Origin of the sequence: Kribbella rubisoli, assembly GCF_004217145.1 — a bacterium.
In the GTDB taxonomy this organism is placed as follows: Bacteria; Actinomycetota; Actinomycetes; order Propionibacteriales; family Kribbellaceae; genus Kribbella; species Kribbella rubisoli.
Genome location: NZ_SHKR01000013.1, coordinates 153,694 through 169,398 on the forward strand (window position 1 = coordinate 153,694; position 15,705 = coordinate 169,398).

The window sequence follows — 15,705 nt, forward strand, 5'->3', positions numbered from 1 at the left end:
CCGGTCCAGATCACGAGATTGTCTAGTTAGCCAATAGACAATGATGCGAAGATAGCTGACATGACGACGACACTCCTCACCCGCCGTCGCGTCATCGATCTGCTGCGGACGGCGAGCGCCACCTGTCGGTGACGCCTGTTCTGCCACTTCGCTCTGCATGAGGCCCCGTCGATGCCGGCCTCCACCTCCCGCCCGGTAGTTGCTGCCGGTCGTCCCTGCCCCGATTCCGAGGGAGAGACATGTCTTTGCCTGCCCTGAATCGTCCTGCCCTGTCCGTCGTACCCGACCATGCCGAAGAACGGGTGGTGGACGCCGATGTCTACCGGTCCGTCTTCCGTCGCCACGCCGCCGGTGTCGTGGTGATCACCGCGGACGCCGGCCACGGCCCGGCCGGCTTCACCGCAACCTCGCTGGTCTCGATCAGCCTGCTGCCGCCGCTGGTGTCGTTCGCGATCGCCACCAGCGCCTCCAGCTGGCCGACCGTCAGTACGGCGAACAGCCTGGTGATCAACTTCCTGTCCGCCGACCAGCACGGGATCGCGGGCCGGTTCGCGACCAGCGGGATCGACCGGTTCGCCGAGCCGACCAACTGGTCCCGCCTGGCCACCGGTGAGCCCGTTCTCGACGAGGCCCCGAGCTACCTGCGCGCCCAGGTGGAGCACCGCTTCGCCGTCGGCGACCACTACCTGGTCGTCGCGCGCCTTGCCACCCACACCGAACGACGTGAACACGAGCCGCTGCTCTACCACGACGGCCACTACGCGAAAGCCCACCATGTCTAGAAAACGCCTGTACGCCGCCCTTGCCCTTCTCGCCCTGGTCACCGGCTGCAGCGGCAACGCGGCCGCCGACGGAGCCGCCAAGCTCTCGCTGGACGCCGCTCTGCCGACAACGGTCCCCGACGGTACGAAGATCGTCGTCGGCGATCCCGCAACCGAGGTCGCGCTCAAGCTGTCCGGTCAGTACGACAAGGTCTCGAAGTACGTGCAGTTCGCGAACCTGAGCGGCGGTCCGCAGACCACCGAGGCGTTCCGGGCGCACGCTCTCGACGTCGGCTCGGTGGCCGAGATCCCGCCGATCCACGCGACCTGGACCGGGCTGCACGTCAAGATCGTCGCCTCGAAGTTCCGCCAGGACCCGCTGAACCACCCGATCTACCAGCTCGGCATCGCGCCGGGAACCACGGTGAAGACGCTGTCCGACCTGCGCGGCAAGAAGATCGCGTACAGCCCCGGCCAGGCGCAGGGCGCGCTCGTGCTGAAGGTGCTGCAGAAGGCCGGTCTGACCAAGAACGACGTGAAGCTGGTCGAGCTGCCGAGCACCGGTGACGTCTACACGAACGCGCTGGCCGCCAAGCAGGTCGAGGTAGCCCCGATCGGCGGCGTGCAGATCAAGCGGTACCTGGCGAAGTACGGCAAGGACGGCGCGACGACGATCCCGCACGGGATCCGCGACGACGCCGGCCACCTGTACGTGCCGACGGAGTCGCTCGAGGACAGCGGCAAGGCGGCCGCGATCCGTGCGTACGTCGCCGCGTGGGGCGTCGCGCAGATCTGGATCGACACGCACCCCAAGGAATGGATCCAGGGGTACTACGTGAAGGACCAGGGGCTGACCGAGTCCGATGGTCAATGGCTGGTCGACAACGCCGGTCACCCCGACATCAGCGCCGACTGGAGTGGTGCGATCCAGCGCCAGCAGGCCACCATCGAGCTGCTCGCCAAGGAGACCGGCAACAAGGTGATCCAGGCCAAGGACCTGTACGACCTGCGGTTCCAGACCGTTGCCGCGGACGCGATCAAGGCAGGTGCCAAATGAGCGCGACAACCCTCCCCGGGCTGCGGTCCCGCGAGGCGGCGGCGCGTCCCGTCGTACGGCGTCGTCGGCTCGGACCGGGGAAGCCGATCAGGTTCGGGGCCGCGATCGGCCCCGTGCTGTTGCTGGCGATCTGGAGTATCGGATCGGCCACTGGTTGGATCGACCAACGAGTCCTGTCCGCGCCGTGGACCGTGGTGACCACGGCCGCTGACCTGATCGCGGACGGGCGGCTGCAGTCGAACCTGTGGACATCCGCCCAGCGAGCCCTGATCGGGCTCGCACTCGGGATCGTGCTCGGCGTCGTACTGGCGCTGATCTCCGGCCTCTCCCGCCTCGGCGAGGCCGTGCTCGACGGACCGATCCAGATCAAGCGGGCGATCCCGTCGCTGGCACTGCTGCCGCTGCTGATCCTCTGGCTGGGCATCGGCGAGTCGATGAAGATCGTCACGATCCTGCTCGGGGTGTTCATCCCGATCTACATCCACACCCACAACGGCTTGCGCACGATCGACAGCCGGTACGTCGAGCTCGCGCAGACGGTCGGGCTGTCCCAGTGGGAGTTCATCCGGCGCGTGGTCCTGCCGGGTGCGCTGCCCGGGTTCCTGCTCGGACTGCGGTTCGCGGTGACCGGCGCGTGGCTGTCGCTGGTCGTCGTCGAGCAGATCAACTCCACCAGCGGTATCGGCTACATGATGGAACTGGCCCGCACGTACGGACAGACCGACATCATCATCGTCGGCCTCGTCGTGTACGGCGCCCTGGGCCTGCTCTCCGACGCCGTCGTCCGCCTGATCCAGAGGAGGGCCCTCTCATGGCGCCGAACGCTAGCCTCGTAAGCACGGTCCAGGTCCGCGATCTGGTCCGCCGGTACGACGATCGCGCCGTACTGGACGGGCTCGATCTGGACATCGAACCGGGTGAATTCGTTGCCCTGCTGGGGAAGAGCGGCTCCGGGAAGAGCACGCTGTTGCGGGCGCTGGCCGGGTTGGACTACGACGTCGACGGGTCGGGTGAGCTCGCCGTACCGGAGAACGTCTCGGTCGTGTTCCAGGACTCACGGTTGTTGCCATGGGCAAGGGTGCTCGACAACGTCGTACTCGGTCTGAACGGAGCTTTCGATCGCGGTCGCCGCAGTTTGGACGAGGTCGGGCTCGCGGGTCGCGAGCAGGCCTGGCCGAACGAGTTGTCCGGTGGTGAGCAGCAGCGTGTCGCTTTGGCGCGATCGCTGGTTCGGGAGCCGGAGCTGTTGCTCGCGGATGAGCCGTTCGGGGCGCTGGATGCGCTGACCCGGTTGAAGATGCACGTGTTGCTGCGGAAGTTGTGCGCCGCGCATCAGCCCGCCGTACTGCTGGTCACGCACGACGTCGACGAGGCGATCGTGCTGGCCGATCGGGTGATCGTGCTCGATGCCGGCCGGATCGTCGCCGAGGAGACGATCTCGCTGCCCGCGCCGCGGAGTGCGGCCGATCCAGGATTCGCCGCGGTCCGGTCGCGGCTTCTCGACGCTTTGGGAGTTTCGGTATGACCAGACAGCTGCACTTGAACGCGTTCCTGATGAGCACGGGCCACCATGAGGCTTCGTGGCGGTTGCCGGAGAGCAACCCGTTCGCGAACACGTCGGTGGCGCACTACCAGGCTTTGGCGCAGCTGGCCGAGCGCGGGAAGTTCGACTCGATCTTCTTCGCGGATTCGCCCGTGCTGATCGGTACGGTCGGGCGGCGGCCGGCGGGTTCGCTGGAGCCGACGGTGCTCCTCACCGCGATCGCGGCCGTGACGTCGCGGATCGGGCTCATCGCGACGGCGTCGACGACGTACAACGAGCCGTACAACCTGGCTCGGCGCTTCGCCAGCGTCGATCATGTGAGCGGTGGGCGCGCGGGCTGGAACGTGGTGACGACGGCTGGTCCGGATGCGGCGCTCAACTTCAACCTCGCGGACCAGCCGGCGCATGCCGAGCGCTACGAGCGGGCGGCGGAGTTCCTCGAGGTCGCGTACAAGCTGTGGGACTCGTGGCAGGACGACGCCGCGATCGCCGACAAGTCTTCCGGTGTGTGGGCGGTGCAGGAGCGGGTCCAGCCGATCGATCACGTCGGACGGCACTTCCAGGTCCGTGGGCCGCTCAACCTGCCGCGGTCGCCGCAGGGGCATCCGCTGATCGTGCAGGCCGGGTCGTCCGAGGACGGGAAGGGTCTCGCGGCGCGGTACGCCGAGGCGGTGTTCACCGCGCAGCAGACGCTGGAGGACGCGCAGGACTTCTATCGCGACCTGAAGGCACGCACGGCCGCTCTCGGGCGGGACCCGTCCGGGGTGAAGATCCTGCCCGGGATCGTGCCGGTGATCGGCTCGACAGTCGCCGAGGCCGAGCGGCTGGAGCATCAGCTGGATTCGCTGATCCGGCCCGAGTACGCGCGTCTGCAGCTGGCGAAGACGCTCAAGGTGTCGCCCGAGGACCTGCCGTTCGACCAGCAACTCCCCGCGGACCTTCCCGACGAAGACGAGATCGAGGGCGCAAAGAGCCGCTACACGCTGATCGTCACCCTCGCTCGCCGCGAGAAACTAACCGTCCGCGAACTGATCGGCCGCCTCGGCGGTGGCCGCGGCCACAGGACGTTCACCGGCACCCCGGAACAGGTCGCCGACGCGATCCAGCACTGGTTCGAGGCGGGCGCGGCGGACGGCTTCAACATCATGCCCCCAGTCCTCCCGTCCGGCCTCGAGACCTTCGTCAACGAGGTGATCCCGATCCTCCAGTCCCGAGGCCTCTTCCGCACCGAGTACACCGGCACCACCCTCCGCGACCACTACGGCCTACCCCGCCCCACCGGCCGCACCGCATCACTACAGGAAGCAACCGCCTGAACCCGGGCTGGTGCTGGGCCCGCCAGGTGGCCGGCCCAGCACCAACCCGCCGTCAGACCCGGATCCCCACGCCATCACAACTCCTCCAACTCCCGAGAGCCCCGCAGGAGTTCTTACGCCGGCGCAGATTGTGATGGCCTGCAGATCCGCCCCTCCAGCCGACCAAGCCCTCACGCGCGCCGGCGAGCAGCCGCACGTGGGCTTACCTCAGGCCCCGACTCGTACCACGAGCTTTCCGATGGCGCCGCCGTCCTGCATGAGACGGTGGGCCTCGCCGATTTGCTCCATGGTGAAGACGCGGTCGATCCTGATCGGGAGCTTGCCTGCGGCGACCAGGTCGACGTAGCGCTGGAACGCGTCGGCCGGTAGGTCGGAGCTCTCGCCGCCGTACGCCGTCAGCCGGACGCCGTTCGGGATGTAGTCCATCGGGTAGAAGTCCGGGATCGTCCAGTTGTCGCTGAGCATTCCGGTGAAACACACCGTGCCGTGGATCGCGGTTGCTTTCAGCGTGTCCGGTAGGACATTCGTGCCGACGAGTTCAAGTGCTGCGTGAACGCCGTCCGGGAGAATCTCCCGCACCTTTTCCGCAACGTTGCCGTCGTCAACGATCGGATGATCGACACCGAGTTCACGAAGAACATCCAGCCGGTCAGGATTCCGCGTCGTCGAGAACACGGTCAGCCCGTGTTCCTTCGCCAGTACGGCGGCCGCGACGCCCACGGACGACGTACCGCCGCGAACCAGCAACGACTGCCCCGGCTCGATCGCGAGACCCGTGTAGAGCGATCCATGGGCGGTCTGCAGCATCTCCGGCAAAGCGCCGAGTGTCGCCCAGTCGAGGCCGGTCGTCACCGGGATGACCGACGACGCCGGTACGACGGTGTACTCCGCGTACCCGCCGTCGTACTCGCGCCCCATCCCGCCCATCATCGCGACCACCTGCTGCCCGACCGCGAACTCCCCGCCCGGCGCCGCATCGACCGTCCCGGCCGCCTCGATCCCGGGGATGACCGGGAAGCGCGCGTTCGTCGCGAAGCCCGCGCGGAGGTGGTACTCCGACCGGTTCAGCCCGAACGCCTCCACCTTGATCCGCACCCACCCGGCGCGCGGCTCCGGCACGGCGACCCGTCGTACCCGCATCTCCTCCGGCTCCATCGGCCCGTCCAGCACAACCGCCCGCATGTCCATGCCGCCAATCCTGACGCACCGTGTGAAAGAGTTTCCTTCATGCGGAAGCTCCCGCGCGTCGTAGCCCATCGCGGCGCCAGTGAAGTCAGTCCGGAACACACGCTTGCGGCGTACCAGCGGGCGATCGAGATCGGCGCGGACGGTCTCGAGTGCGACATCCGGCTCACCGCGGACGGGCATCTCGTCTGCGTCCACGACCGCCGGATCGACCGCACCTCGAACGGCCGCGGCGTGCTGTCCACGATGAGCCTCGCAGAGCTCGAGGCTTACGACTGGGGCTCGTGGAAGCGTCCGTGGGCCGACCTCGACGACGAGGCCGACCTGCCCGGTCTCGACGAGATGAAGGTGCTCACGCTCGACACGCTGCTGGCGACCGTCCGGGACGCGGGCCGGCCGGTCGAGCTCGCCATCGAGACCAAGCACCCGACCCGGTACGCCGGACTCGTCGAACGCCGCCTGATCGAGGCGCTGGACCGCTACGGCTGGGCCCGTCCGAAACTCGGTTCGGAGTCGCCGGTCCGGGTGATGAGCTTCTCCTGGCTGTCGCTGCGCCGGCTGCGTACGGCGGCCCCCGGCCTGCGCACCGTCCTGCTGATGGACCGCATCCCGCTGCGTTTCCGCGACGGTTCACTACCCACCGGGGTCTCGTACGCCGGCCCGAGCCTGGAGATCGTCACCGCGCACCCGGAGTACGTCGATCGCGCGCAGAAGCACGGGCACCAGGTCCACGTGTGGACGGTGAACGCCGAGGAGGACCTGCGCCGCTGCCGCGAGATCGGGGTCGACGTGGTGATCAGCGACCGCCCGGACGTCGCGCTGAGGGTTCTGGCGGAACCGCCGGAAGAGGTAGGACGTCGTACCTGACCACTTGGTTTGTGACACTTGCGAACGATTTCGTGTGTCATGTGTCACGTGGTCTGGATACGTAGTGAGACGAATGCGGGCGGTTATTGCAACGTTCAATTCCGTCGATTTCGTTACGGTTTCTTCGGATTTAGGCGCGATCTCCGATGCCCTATGTAACGGAATACCTGCGGTGGTTTTCCAGGGCCCGATCGTGGGCAGATGTTCCTGTGGCTGAACCGATCATCGAGGAGACCCTGCTTGTCCTCTGCGACCCTGCCCGCCGACGTTAGCGTCGTGGACGTCGTACTGCCGCATGAAGTGTCCGCGGTAGCGGACGCCCGTCGCCGTCTGGCCGCCTACCTGAAGCGCTACCGGATCACCGATTCCGCTTGTGACGATGCGCAATTGGTGCTCTCGGAGCTGCTGTCGAACGCGATCCGGTACGCACCGCCGTTGCCGGCCGGTGAGGTACGTGCGGCCTGGTGGATCGACCGGGCCGGGATCCACGTCGAGGTCACCGATGGTCGCGGGGACACCGAACCGCAGCGGATCAACGACACCCACCCGGAGTCCGTCGGGGGCCGTGGGCTGGCGATCGTCGACATGCTCACCTCCGGCTGGGACGTTCGTACGGCCGCTCACCACCGGACGGTGCACGCAATCGTCCCGAGCTAGTTCGCACTCGGGCACGTCCGGCTGCAAGACTGCGGGGTTATGGGAAAGAAGTCGCGGCAGCGCGCGAAGAACACGACGACTGTCACTCTGGATCCGGCCGACCTGATGGACGTCGGTCCGCGCGAGCCTTGCCCGTGCGGTTCGGGCAAGCGGTTCAAGCAGTGCCACGGCAAGGACCGGGCCCAGGCCGCGGACGCGTTCGTGGTGCGGCCGTTCGAGGGGCTGCCGGCCGAATGCGACCTGATCGCGTTCCGCGAGATCGTCCCGTCCGGCACCGTCGAGGTCGAGCTGACCGGCGACAACGCAGGCAGGACGATCAACCTCGTCACGCTGCTCCCGATGGCGATGCCGGGCCTGGTGCGCGACGACGAGACGATCTGGATCGGCCTGCAGACACACGCGTCGTCGGGCGATCCGAGCCGCGACCTCGGGCACGCGATCACCGCCGCTCTGCACACCGAGCCGGGCAACCCGATCCAGGTCGGCGACCTGATGAAGGACGGGCCGCGGCTGCAGGACCTGATCGACACCTCGAAGCCGCTCGAGGTCAAGGTGCACGAGGGCTTCGACTACTGGGTCGGCGAGAACGTCGAGGACCCGACCGGTGAGGTCGCCGCCGGCCTGGAGCGTGCGAACGCGGCGGCAGCTCCGACGGTCCGGCTGGAGTCGGTCGACGCGGCGTACTGGACGCAGATCGGCGACCGCATCTACCTGCGCTGGGTCATGCCGCACACCGAGGACACCCTGCTTGACGCGCTGGCCCGCCTGCACGCGGCCGGGTCGTCCACGCTGATCGACGGCAGCCGGTTGATCGGGTCGTTCCGTGCCCTCGGCGTACTCGCACCTGTCTGGGAGCTCCCGGCCGGCACCGAGGCCGCCGACGTCGAGAAGCCGGCGGCCGACTTCGCCACCGCGCTCGAGAAGGCGCTGGCCACCGAGGCACCGCTCACCACCGAGGAGCGGGCCGCTCGAGCCGGTCTCGCCAGCCGCCAGCTCACCATTCGCTGACCGAAACGACGAACGCCCGGCTGAGTCCTTCAGCCGGGCGTTTCGTGTACTTACAGTGGTCTAGGCCGCGAAGGTGATTCTGGGCCTAGGAACGTGGACGGCCCAAGTCCTGCTGACGGGGGAGCAACAGGGCCTGGGCCTAGACAGGAAGAGTACTCACGAAGGTCCTCCGCCACAACCCCCGATCTCACTCCGCGTGTCGTAGGGCTCACGTGACGGCCGGAGCGAGGACTCAGGCGGTCATCGGCGACCGGAGTACGGGGCACGACATGCACCGGGGTCCACCGCGGCCGGAGCCGAGTTCTGAGCCGGAGATCCGGATGACCTCGATCCCGGATTCCTCGAGGCGCGCATTGGTCTCGACGGTCCGCTCGTACGCGATGCAGACCCGCGGAGCGAGGGCGAGAGTGTTGTTCCCGTCGTCCCACTGCTCCCGCTCGGCGGTCACCGGGTCGAGGCCGGTGTCGATCCGCCGGAGGGTGTCGATACCCAGCGCCTTCGCGGCCGCGACCAGGAACGGCTCGGGCTCCGCGATGTGCAGTTGGTCGCCGTCGGTCGTGACCGCGAGCGCCCGCATCTCCTCGGCCATGTTCGGGTACATCAGCACGGCGTCCTTGTCGACCATCGTGCACACGGTGTCCAGGTGCATCGTGGCCCGCTGCTGAGCGATCGGTACGGCGAGAACCGTGTGGGCCAGGTCCTTCGAGAACACCCGTCGCGCCAGTCGCTCCACGCCCGCCGGCGTGGTCCGCTCCCCGACCCCGACCGCGAGTACGCCGGGACCGAGCGCGAGCACGTCGCCGCCCTCGACATGCTCCAGCTGGTGGTCGTACACCTTGTCCACTCCGGCGAACCGCGGGTGGAACGTGTAGATCAGCTCGGTCAGCTGCGTCTCGCGCATCCGGGCCGGCATCGCCAGCGACGTGACCGCCACCGTGTCCTGGATCCAGACGCTCGAGTCGCGGGTGAAGAGCAGGTTCGGCAGGGGGTCGATCAGGAAGTCCTCGTGCGCGAGCAGCGACGTCACGAGCCCGCCCGCCCGGACCTCGTCGTTCCGTACGCCGGCCATCAGCGCCTCGGCCAGCCCGGCCGGATCGAGCTCGCCGAGAGAGGCCTGCAGGTACTCGCGCAGGGTGTCGCCGAGCCGCAGGTCCTCGGTGGCGCCGGCGACCGCCTGGGCCCTGGCCGCCGGATCGGCGAGGGATTCGGTCAGCAGCTCGCCGAGGTACAGCACCTCGACGTCGCGGTCCCGGAGCGCCTGGGCGAACGCGTCGTGCTCGTCCTGGGCCCGGCCGACCCAGGGGATGCCGTCGAACAGGAGTTTGTCGTTGTTCCGTGGGGTGAGCCGGCGGAGCTCGTTCCCAGGGCGGTGCAGCATCACGGTCCGGAGCGCACCGACCTCGCTGTCGACGCCGTACGCCTTGCCGCTATCCTGCCGCGCCTCGGTCATTCGTCCGCCCCTTCGCTTCTGAATTGTCCCCACCAAGCTACGGTAGTCCAATCAATCTGTCTGATTGTCCGACAATATCCCAGGATGGGTGGATCAGCGAACCCGGTCATAAAGGAGGCAGAGGGCGCCGGACTCGGTGGGGGTGGAGTCGGTCAGCTTCCAGGAGGTGGCGGGTAGGCCGTCCTCGAAGAGTCGCGCGCCGCCGCCGACGAGCTCCGGGTCGAGGGTGATGCTCAGCCGGTCGACCTCGTCGGCGGCCAGGAGCGCCTGGATCACGCTCGTGCTGGCCAGCACGATGATGTCGCCGCCCTCCTGGGCACGCAGTTCCTTGACCACATCCGCGGGCTCGCCGTCAGCGATCCGGGAGTTCTGCCACGGTGTCTCGGTCATCGTCGTGGAGAAGACCACCTTCTCGGTCTCGTTCAGCCAGCGCGAGAAGGCTCGGTCCTGCGGCGCCGCGTTCTCGTCGTCGGCCACCGCCGGCCAGAAGCCGCCGAAGCCCTGGTAGTTCTTGCGGCCGAGCAGCGCCGTCGTGGCCGGCTCGGTCACCCGGAGCATGTGGTCGCGGGCACCCTCGGTGATCGCGTGGGGGACGATCCAGCTCATGTCGTAGTCGCCGCCTGCGCCGTTCACCCGACCGTCGAGCGAGAGCGAGATGTTGGCGGTCACTGTGCGGGTCATTTCGGTACCTCTTCCGGTTTCGCTTCGGTGTGCCTGACACCAGAAATCCTGCCGCCGCGGCGACCCCGGAACATCTGCCACCTGGCTGATATCGGCAGCCGCCTGGCTGACCCGTCTGTCGTACGAAAGGACGAATATCCACAGCCGACCGACGCTGACGAGGTCGATCGGCTGGAGAGGAACTAGGCTGCGGTGCTGTGTCCGGTCAAGATCTGTCCCCCGAGCCGTTCGAGCGTGCCGTCGCCTGTGTGATCCCGGCGAAGGACGAGGCCGACCGGATCGCGGCGACCGTCGACGCGGTGCACAAGATCATCGGAGTCGACTTGGTCGTGGTCGTCGACGACGGCTCGACGGACGGTACGGCGGAGGCCGCCGAGCGAGCCGGTGCCGTCGTGGTCCGCCACGAGCGCAACCGGGGCAAGGCGGCCGCGATGGAGACCGGCGCGGCCGCGGTCGCCGAGCGCGACGGCGCCCGCGCGCGCCACCTGCTGTTCCTCGACGCCGACCTGACCGACACCGCCTCGGGCGCGGGTCCGCTGATCGAGCCGGTGCAGACCGGCCGCGTGGACATGACCATCGGCACGCTGCCCGCACAAGTCCGGGCCGACGGGACCAAGGCCGGCGGCCACGGCTTCGTCGTACGGCTCTCGCGGGCAGGCATCGAGGAGGCGACCGGTTGGGCGCCGGAGCAGCCGTTGTCCGGGCAGCGCTGTCTGACGCGGGCCGCGTTCGACTCCGCCGTGCCGCTGGCTGCCGGGTTCGGGGTCGAGACCGCGCTGACGATCGATCTGGGTCGGAAGGGTTTCCGCATTCTCGAAGTGCCGATCGACGTCCGGCACCGGGCGACCGGGACTGATCTGCGCGGTCAGCTGCACCGCGCGAAGCAGTACCTGCACGTCCGGCGCGCGCTCGCCGCCCGCAGTGCGCTCCCCGCGGACGGTGGTGGCCCGTCGCTCCGCAGTCTCTTCCCGCGGAAGTCCGAGCAATGAGCACTGATCTCCAGCTCGGCCAGAAGTACGGTCGCCGGGCCGTCGCCCTCTACCTCGTCTGTACGGCGCTGATCGTCGCGGTCGGCCTGCTCGGACCGTCCGTGGTCGTGCTCACGTTGACCGGCCGGCACCCGTGGCTCCCGTCGTACTGGTTCGACGCGCACGCCAACGACTGGCTCGTGTCGGTGATGATCTACGTCGCGATCGCGCTCGGCGGGTACGGCGTTTTCCTTGCCACCAAGGCGCTTCGGCACGGCTGGGCCCCGCGCGTCGACCGGTTGATTGCCTTGGGCATCGGCACGACGGCGGCCATCACGTTGGTGCCACCCATGGCTTCCGGCGACGTGCTGATCTACGCGGCGTACGGGCGGATCATGGCGCTCGGCGGCGACCCGTACACGGCTTCGCCCGCCGACACGATCCGGCTCGGGTACGACCCGGTCATCGCCGCGACCGAGCGGCCGTGGCAGGGCGCGCGCAGTGTGTACGGCCCGATCGCGACCTGGATCCAGTGGCTCTCGTCGCTGATCGGCGGCAACTCGGCGCAGCTCACCGTGTGGATGCTGCAGCTGTCGGTCGGGATCAGCCTGGTGGTCACCGGTCTGCTGCTGGTCAAGCTGGTCGGCAAGGACCTGCCGGCGCGGCGGCGCGTGATCATGCTCGGCCTCGCGAACCCGCTGATCCTGTGGTCGGTGCTGGCCGGCGCCCACAACGACGCGATCGCGGTGATGTTCGCGGTGATCGCGCTGGTGCTGTTCCGGCGGCACGTGTTCTTGGCAGGCATCCTGATCGGCGTCGCAGGCTGCACCAAGCTGTCGATCGGCCTGGTCGGCGTCGCCATGCTGTGGGCGCTGCGTGCGGATCGGCGGAAGGCCGCGTTCTTCTGCGGCGGCGGTGTGATCGCGATGGGCGGTCTGTACGCGATCGTCGGACTGCAGGCGTTCCAGCAGGCGCGTTCGCAGACGTCGTTCATCTCGACCGGTACGCCGCACAAGGTGCTGCTGAGCTTCTTCACCCTGTTCCTGCCGAACGGACTGGTGCGCACCGTTCTGGCCATCCTCGCGTGGGTCGGCCTGATCATGGTCGCGATTCTGCTGACGCAGGTGTTCCCGAAGTCGCTGGTCCCGCAGACGCATCCGGACGACCCGACGCCGGCCGCGATCCGGTACACCGCGATCTACGCGATCGCGTGGGTCCTCACCGCGATGTACTCCCTGCCCTGGTACGACGTGATCGCCTGGGTCGCCCTCGCTGCGGTCGCCGCGTCGAAGGTGGACGGGCTGATGGTCGTCCGGACGACGATGCTCGCGATCGCGTATGTGCCGGGCCGCGACCCGAACGCGCGGCAGGTCGCAGCGAGCCTGTCGGACTCGCTGGAGTTCTTCAGCGCTCGACTGCGGGACACTCTCTGCCCCGCGGTCGAGCTGGCCGTGCTGATCGGGCTGATCGTCTGGGCGCGGCGCAGTGGTGCGCAGTGGTGGCCGTACGACTGGCCGCGCCGCAAACAAAAGGCTGTCCCACAGAAAGCCGAAGCGGTTTAGCCCCAGAGGTCGTGGCCGGCCGCGACTGCCTTGGCAAGGATGGATTTCACCGGCTTCTTGAGGGCAGACGCCGCGGCGGCCACGTCGTCGTACTCCGGCTGCACGTTGACCACCTGACCGCCGTACCGCGCGATCTTGACGTGGATGCGTTGACCTTCGACGTCGACCGTGGCGAACTCCCGATCCGCGGCATGCTTGCGGATGCCGAACTCGCGCAGGCCGATCGCGGAGGTCTCGGACAGGATCACGGCCCGGACCATCTCGGCGTTCGCACTGCCGACGAGGACCGACAGGGTGTGCGCCGGCCGGCCCTTCTTCATCAGGATCGGGGTCAGCCAGGCGTCCGCGGCTCCCGCCTCCATAAGCCGCGCCAGGACCTGCGGCCAGATCCGCGGGTCGAGATCGTCGACGTTGGTCTCGTAGACGAGCTCCGTGGCCGAACTCTCGGTCGATTCGCCGAGTACGACGCGCAGAATGTTCGGCACCTCGACCGGGTCACGCCCGCCGGCGCCCACGCCGGTCTGCTGGATCCGCATCGGCGGCAGCGTGCCGAACTCGTCCGCGAGGCTGGCCAGCAGGGCCGCCCCGGTCGGCGTCGTCATCTCGTACGGCGCTGTGCCGCCGGTAACCGGTGCTTGTGCCTCGGACAGGATCGCGAGGACCGCGGGACCGGGGATCGGGATCCCGCCGTGCTGCCCGCGAACCTGCCGCCCGCCACCCAGCACAACGGTCGACACCACAATCCGGTCGATATCCAGCGACACGGACGCCGCAGCTACGCCGACGATGTCCGCGATCGCATCCAGCGCGCCGACCTCGTGGAAGTGCACGGTGTCCGGCTCCACCCCGTGAGCCGCCGCCTCAGCGCGGGCAAGTCGCGCGAAGGTGTCGAGAGCCCGAGTCCGGACGGCGTCGTTGAGCGCCGCCTCCTCGAGCAGCCGCCGAACATCAGCCCACGCCCGCGTCGGGCCCGAGTGCACATGGGTTGCCTCGTGGCCGTGTCCGTGACCTGCTTCATCACCGGTGCCGTGGCGGTGCCCATGGCCGGCTTCGTCACCGCTGTCGTGGCTGTGGCCGTGGCCTGCTGCATGGCCGTGGCCGGCGTCCGGGGTGTTCTCCGGGTGGGGCTCGCCGTTGACTTCCACGGTGGCTTTGGTGGCCGCGATCTGGTGGCGGGCAGTCTGGCCGACCGTGACCGAGAGGGACGGGTCTACGGCGGCCACCGCGGCGTTGATGGCCGAGACGTCGGCCCCGGCGGCGATGAACGCACCCAGGAGCATGTCGCCGGACGCGCCGGCCGAGCAGTCGAGCCAAGCGATGCGCATCAGGCTTCCTTCGTCTCGCGCGGTACGGACTGCCGGGCCACTCGAGCGGCGAACACTCCGGCTCCGAACCCGTTGTCGATGTTCACTACTGACACTCCGGGTGCACACGAGTTCAGCATCCCGAGCAGCGCAGCCAGTCCGCCGAACGAAGCGCCGTACCCGACCGAGGTCGGCACGGCCACCAGCGGTACGCCGACCAGTCCGCCGACGACGCTCGGCAGCGCACCCTCCATGCCCGCCACGACGATCAAGCAGTCCGCAGCATCGAGCCGCTCGCGTACGCCGAGCACCCGATGCAGCCCAGCCACACCAACATCCGTGATGATGTCCACGTCGGCCCCGAACACACGAGCTGTCGTCGCCGCCTCCGCTGCGACCGGGGCGTCCGACGTACCAGCAGCAACCACGGCGACCGTTCCACGCAGTACGCCGGGCTCGCCGAGCACCGCCGTACGCCCGACCGGATCCACAACAGCTTCCGGCAGCGCAGCGGTCACCGCCTCCTGCGCCTCTTCGGTCAGCCGGGTCGCGAGTACGGCGTGTCCGGGGTGCGTGGCGTGCAACGTACGCAGCAGTTCCACCACCTGAGACGGCGTCTTACCGGCTCCGTAAACGACTTCGGCATCGCCGGTACGCTCCAACCGGTCCGTGTCGAGGCGGGCATATCCGAGGTCGTGGACGCCAGGTTGTGGGCCCTGATCAGGCAAATGTGTCACGCCGCGAATCTACGTTGCCCCGGCCCTAGGTACCGCATCGTCTCGTCTCACACACGCTGTGCGATCGCCTGAATACTCAGGCATAACACCGGATGCCTTAGGCTCTCGTGCGTGTCTTCGACGTTAGCCGGTGCCTTCGGGGTAGCCGCCCTGTTCGTGGCGGTGCTTGCCCTGGTCTTCGCAATCCAGGCCCTCCGGGCCAGAACCGTCACGTCGGACAAGTCCACACCCGTCGCCCTCCCGGAGCCGGAACCGCAAGCCGAACCCGAGGCCAAACCCGGCACGGTCAAGTCCGAACTGCGCAAACTCGGCAAAGAACTGGCCGTCACCCGCGGTGAGCTCAAGGAGACCCTGCAGCACCTGGCCGTCGTCCGGTACGACGCCTTCGGCGAGACCGGCGGCAAGCTGTCGTGGTCCATGGCGATCCTCGACAACAACGGCGACGGCGTCGTGCTGACGTCGATCAACAGCCGCGCCGATGCCCGCACGTACGCCAAAGAAATCAAGTCCTTCGCCAGCGAATCCAAACTCTCGCCCGAAGAAGAAGAAGCAATAGACACCCTCCGCAAAGAAGCCGGCCCCACGGTCACCTGAGCCTCACCCCCGCGT

The 15,705-nt window shown here is 68.3% G+C and carries 16 protein-coding genes; 11 read left to right on the forward strand and 5 right to left on the reverse strand.

Going from position 1 to position 15,705, the window contains the following annotated elements; genetic code table 11:
• Nucleotides 1-239: 239 nt before the first annotated feature.
• The 5 genes from EV645_RS20730 to EV645_RS20750 are packed head-to-tail and all read left to right on the forward strand — an operon-like array spanning nt 240 to nt 4,677.
• Nucleotides 240-782: a flavin reductase family protein gene (locus EV645_RS20730; RefSeq protein ID WP_130445624.1), complete on the forward strand. Its 543-nt coding sequence runs from the start codon at nt 240-242 to the stop codon at nt 780-782.
• Nucleotides 775-1,818, forward strand: coding sequence for an ABC transporter substrate-binding protein (locus EV645_RS20735; RefSeq protein ID WP_130445625.1), 1,044 nt, complete (start codon nt 775-777; stop codon nt 1,816-1,818). Before EV645_RS20730 ends, EV645_RS20735 begins: the two co-directional genes overlap by 8 nt.
• Entirely contained in the window at nt 1,815-2,654 is an 840-nt protein-coding gene (locus EV645_RS20740; RefSeq protein ID WP_130445626.1) for an ABC transporter permease, read from the forward strand. The genes EV645_RS20735 and EV645_RS20740 overlap by 4 nt, the downstream gene beginning before the upstream one ends.
• A complete protein-coding gene (locus EV645_RS20745) occupies nt 2,630-3,343 on the forward strand; it encodes an ABC transporter ATP-binding protein (RefSeq protein WP_130445627.1) in 714 nt (237 codons plus the stop codon). Before EV645_RS20740 ends, EV645_RS20745 begins: the two co-directional genes overlap by 25 nt.
• The gene (locus EV645_RS20750) at nt 3,340-4,677 is read left to right on the forward strand and encodes an LLM class flavin-dependent oxidoreductase (RefSeq protein ID WP_130445628.1); all 1,338 of its coding nucleotides are present in this window, start codon (nt 3,340-3,342) and stop codon (nt 4,675-4,677) included. The genes EV645_RS20745 and EV645_RS20750 overlap by 4 nt, the downstream gene beginning before the upstream one ends.
• Nucleotides 4,678-4,884: 207 nt before the next feature.
• Here the strand turns inward: EV645_RS20750 and EV645_RS20755 are convergent, their stop codons facing one another.
• Nucleotides 4,885-5,865 carry a zinc-binding alcohol dehydrogenase family protein gene (locus EV645_RS20755; RefSeq protein ID WP_130445629.1) on the reverse strand — a complete coding sequence of 327 codons (981 nt, stop codon included), beginning with the start codon at nt 5,863-5,865 and terminating at the stop codon, nt 4,885-4,887.
• 39 nt (nt 5,866-5,904) lie between these two features.
• Between EV645_RS20755 and EV645_RS20760 the strand changes: the two genes are divergently transcribed.
• The 3 genes from EV645_RS20760 to EV645_RS20770 all read left to right on the forward strand — a co-directional run bounded on the left by EV645_RS20760 (nt 5,905) and on the right by EV645_RS20770 (nt 8,394).
• On the forward strand, nt 5,905-6,729 hold the full coding sequence (locus EV645_RS20760; RefSeq protein WP_130445630.1) for a glycerophosphodiester phosphodiesterase: 825 nt from the start codon (nt 5,905-5,907) through the stop codon (nt 6,727-6,729).
• 240 nt (nt 6,730-6,969) lie between these two features.
• On the forward strand, nt 6,970-7,386 hold the full coding sequence (locus EV645_RS20765; RefSeq protein WP_130445631.1) for an ATP-binding protein: 417 nt from the start codon (nt 6,970-6,972) through the stop codon (nt 7,384-7,386).
• A 39-nt stretch (nt 7,387-7,425) separates the two neighbouring features.
• Nucleotides 7,426-8,394, forward strand: a complete 969-nt coding sequence (locus EV645_RS20770) for a DUF5926 family protein (protein ID WP_130445632.1) — start codon at nt 7,426-7,428, stop codon at nt 8,392-8,394.
• 232 nt (nt 8,395-8,626) lie between these two features.
• Here the strand turns inward: EV645_RS20770 and EV645_RS20775 are convergent, their stop codons facing one another.
• Nucleotides 8,627-9,844 carry an arginine deiminase gene (locus EV645_RS20775; protein ID WP_130445633.1) on the reverse strand — a complete coding sequence of 406 codons (1,218 nt, stop codon included), beginning with the start codon at nt 9,842-9,844 and terminating at the stop codon, nt 8,627-8,629.
• Nucleotides 9,845-9,937: 93 nt separating this feature from the next.
• The gene (locus tag EV645_RS20780) at nt 9,938-10,525 is read right to left on the reverse strand and encodes a dihydrofolate reductase family protein (RefSeq protein WP_130445634.1); all 588 of its coding nucleotides are present in this window, start codon (nt 10,523-10,525) and stop codon (nt 9,938-9,940) included.
• A 197-nt stretch (nt 10,526-10,722) separates the two neighbouring features.
• On the opposite strand from EV645_RS20780, the gene EV645_RS20785 reads away from it, so the two are divergent.
• Together EV645_RS20785 and EV645_RS20790 are read left to right on the forward strand one after the other, a co-directional pair.
• Nucleotides 10,723-11,514 carry a glycosyltransferase family 2 protein gene (locus EV645_RS20785; RefSeq protein WP_130445635.1) on the forward strand — a complete coding sequence of 264 codons (792 nt, stop codon included), beginning with the start codon at nt 10,723-10,725 and terminating at the stop codon, nt 11,512-11,514.
• Nucleotides 11,511-13,055: an MptA/MptB family glycosyltransferase gene (locus EV645_RS20790; protein WP_130445636.1), complete on the forward strand. Its 1,545-nt coding sequence runs from the start codon at nt 11,511-11,513 to the stop codon at nt 13,053-13,055. Before EV645_RS20785 ends, EV645_RS20790 begins: the two co-directional genes overlap by 4 nt.
• Here the strand turns inward: EV645_RS20790 and larC are convergent.
• Both larC and larB read right to left on the reverse strand, forming a co-directional pair.
• A complete protein-coding gene (larC, locus tag EV645_RS20795) occupies nt 13,052-14,380 on the reverse strand; it encodes a nickel pincer cofactor biosynthesis protein LarC (protein WP_130445637.1) in 1,329 nt (442 codons plus the stop codon). The two genes, EV645_RS20790 and larC, sit on opposite strands and share 4 nt — an antisense overlap.
• Nucleotides 14,380-15,096: a nickel pincer cofactor biosynthesis protein LarB gene (gene larB, locus EV645_RS20800; RefSeq protein WP_130445638.1), complete on the reverse strand. Its 717-nt coding sequence runs from the start codon at nt 15,094-15,096 to the stop codon at nt 14,380-14,382. Before larB ends, larC begins: the two co-directional genes overlap by 1 nt.
• 111 nt (nt 15,097-15,207) lie before the next feature.
• Between larB and EV645_RS20805 the strand changes: the two genes are divergently transcribed.
• Entirely contained in the window at nt 15,208-15,690 is a 483-nt protein-coding gene (locus EV645_RS20805) for a DUF4446 family protein (RefSeq protein WP_130445639.1), read from the forward strand.
• Nucleotides 15,691-15,705 lie beyond the last annotated feature (15 nt).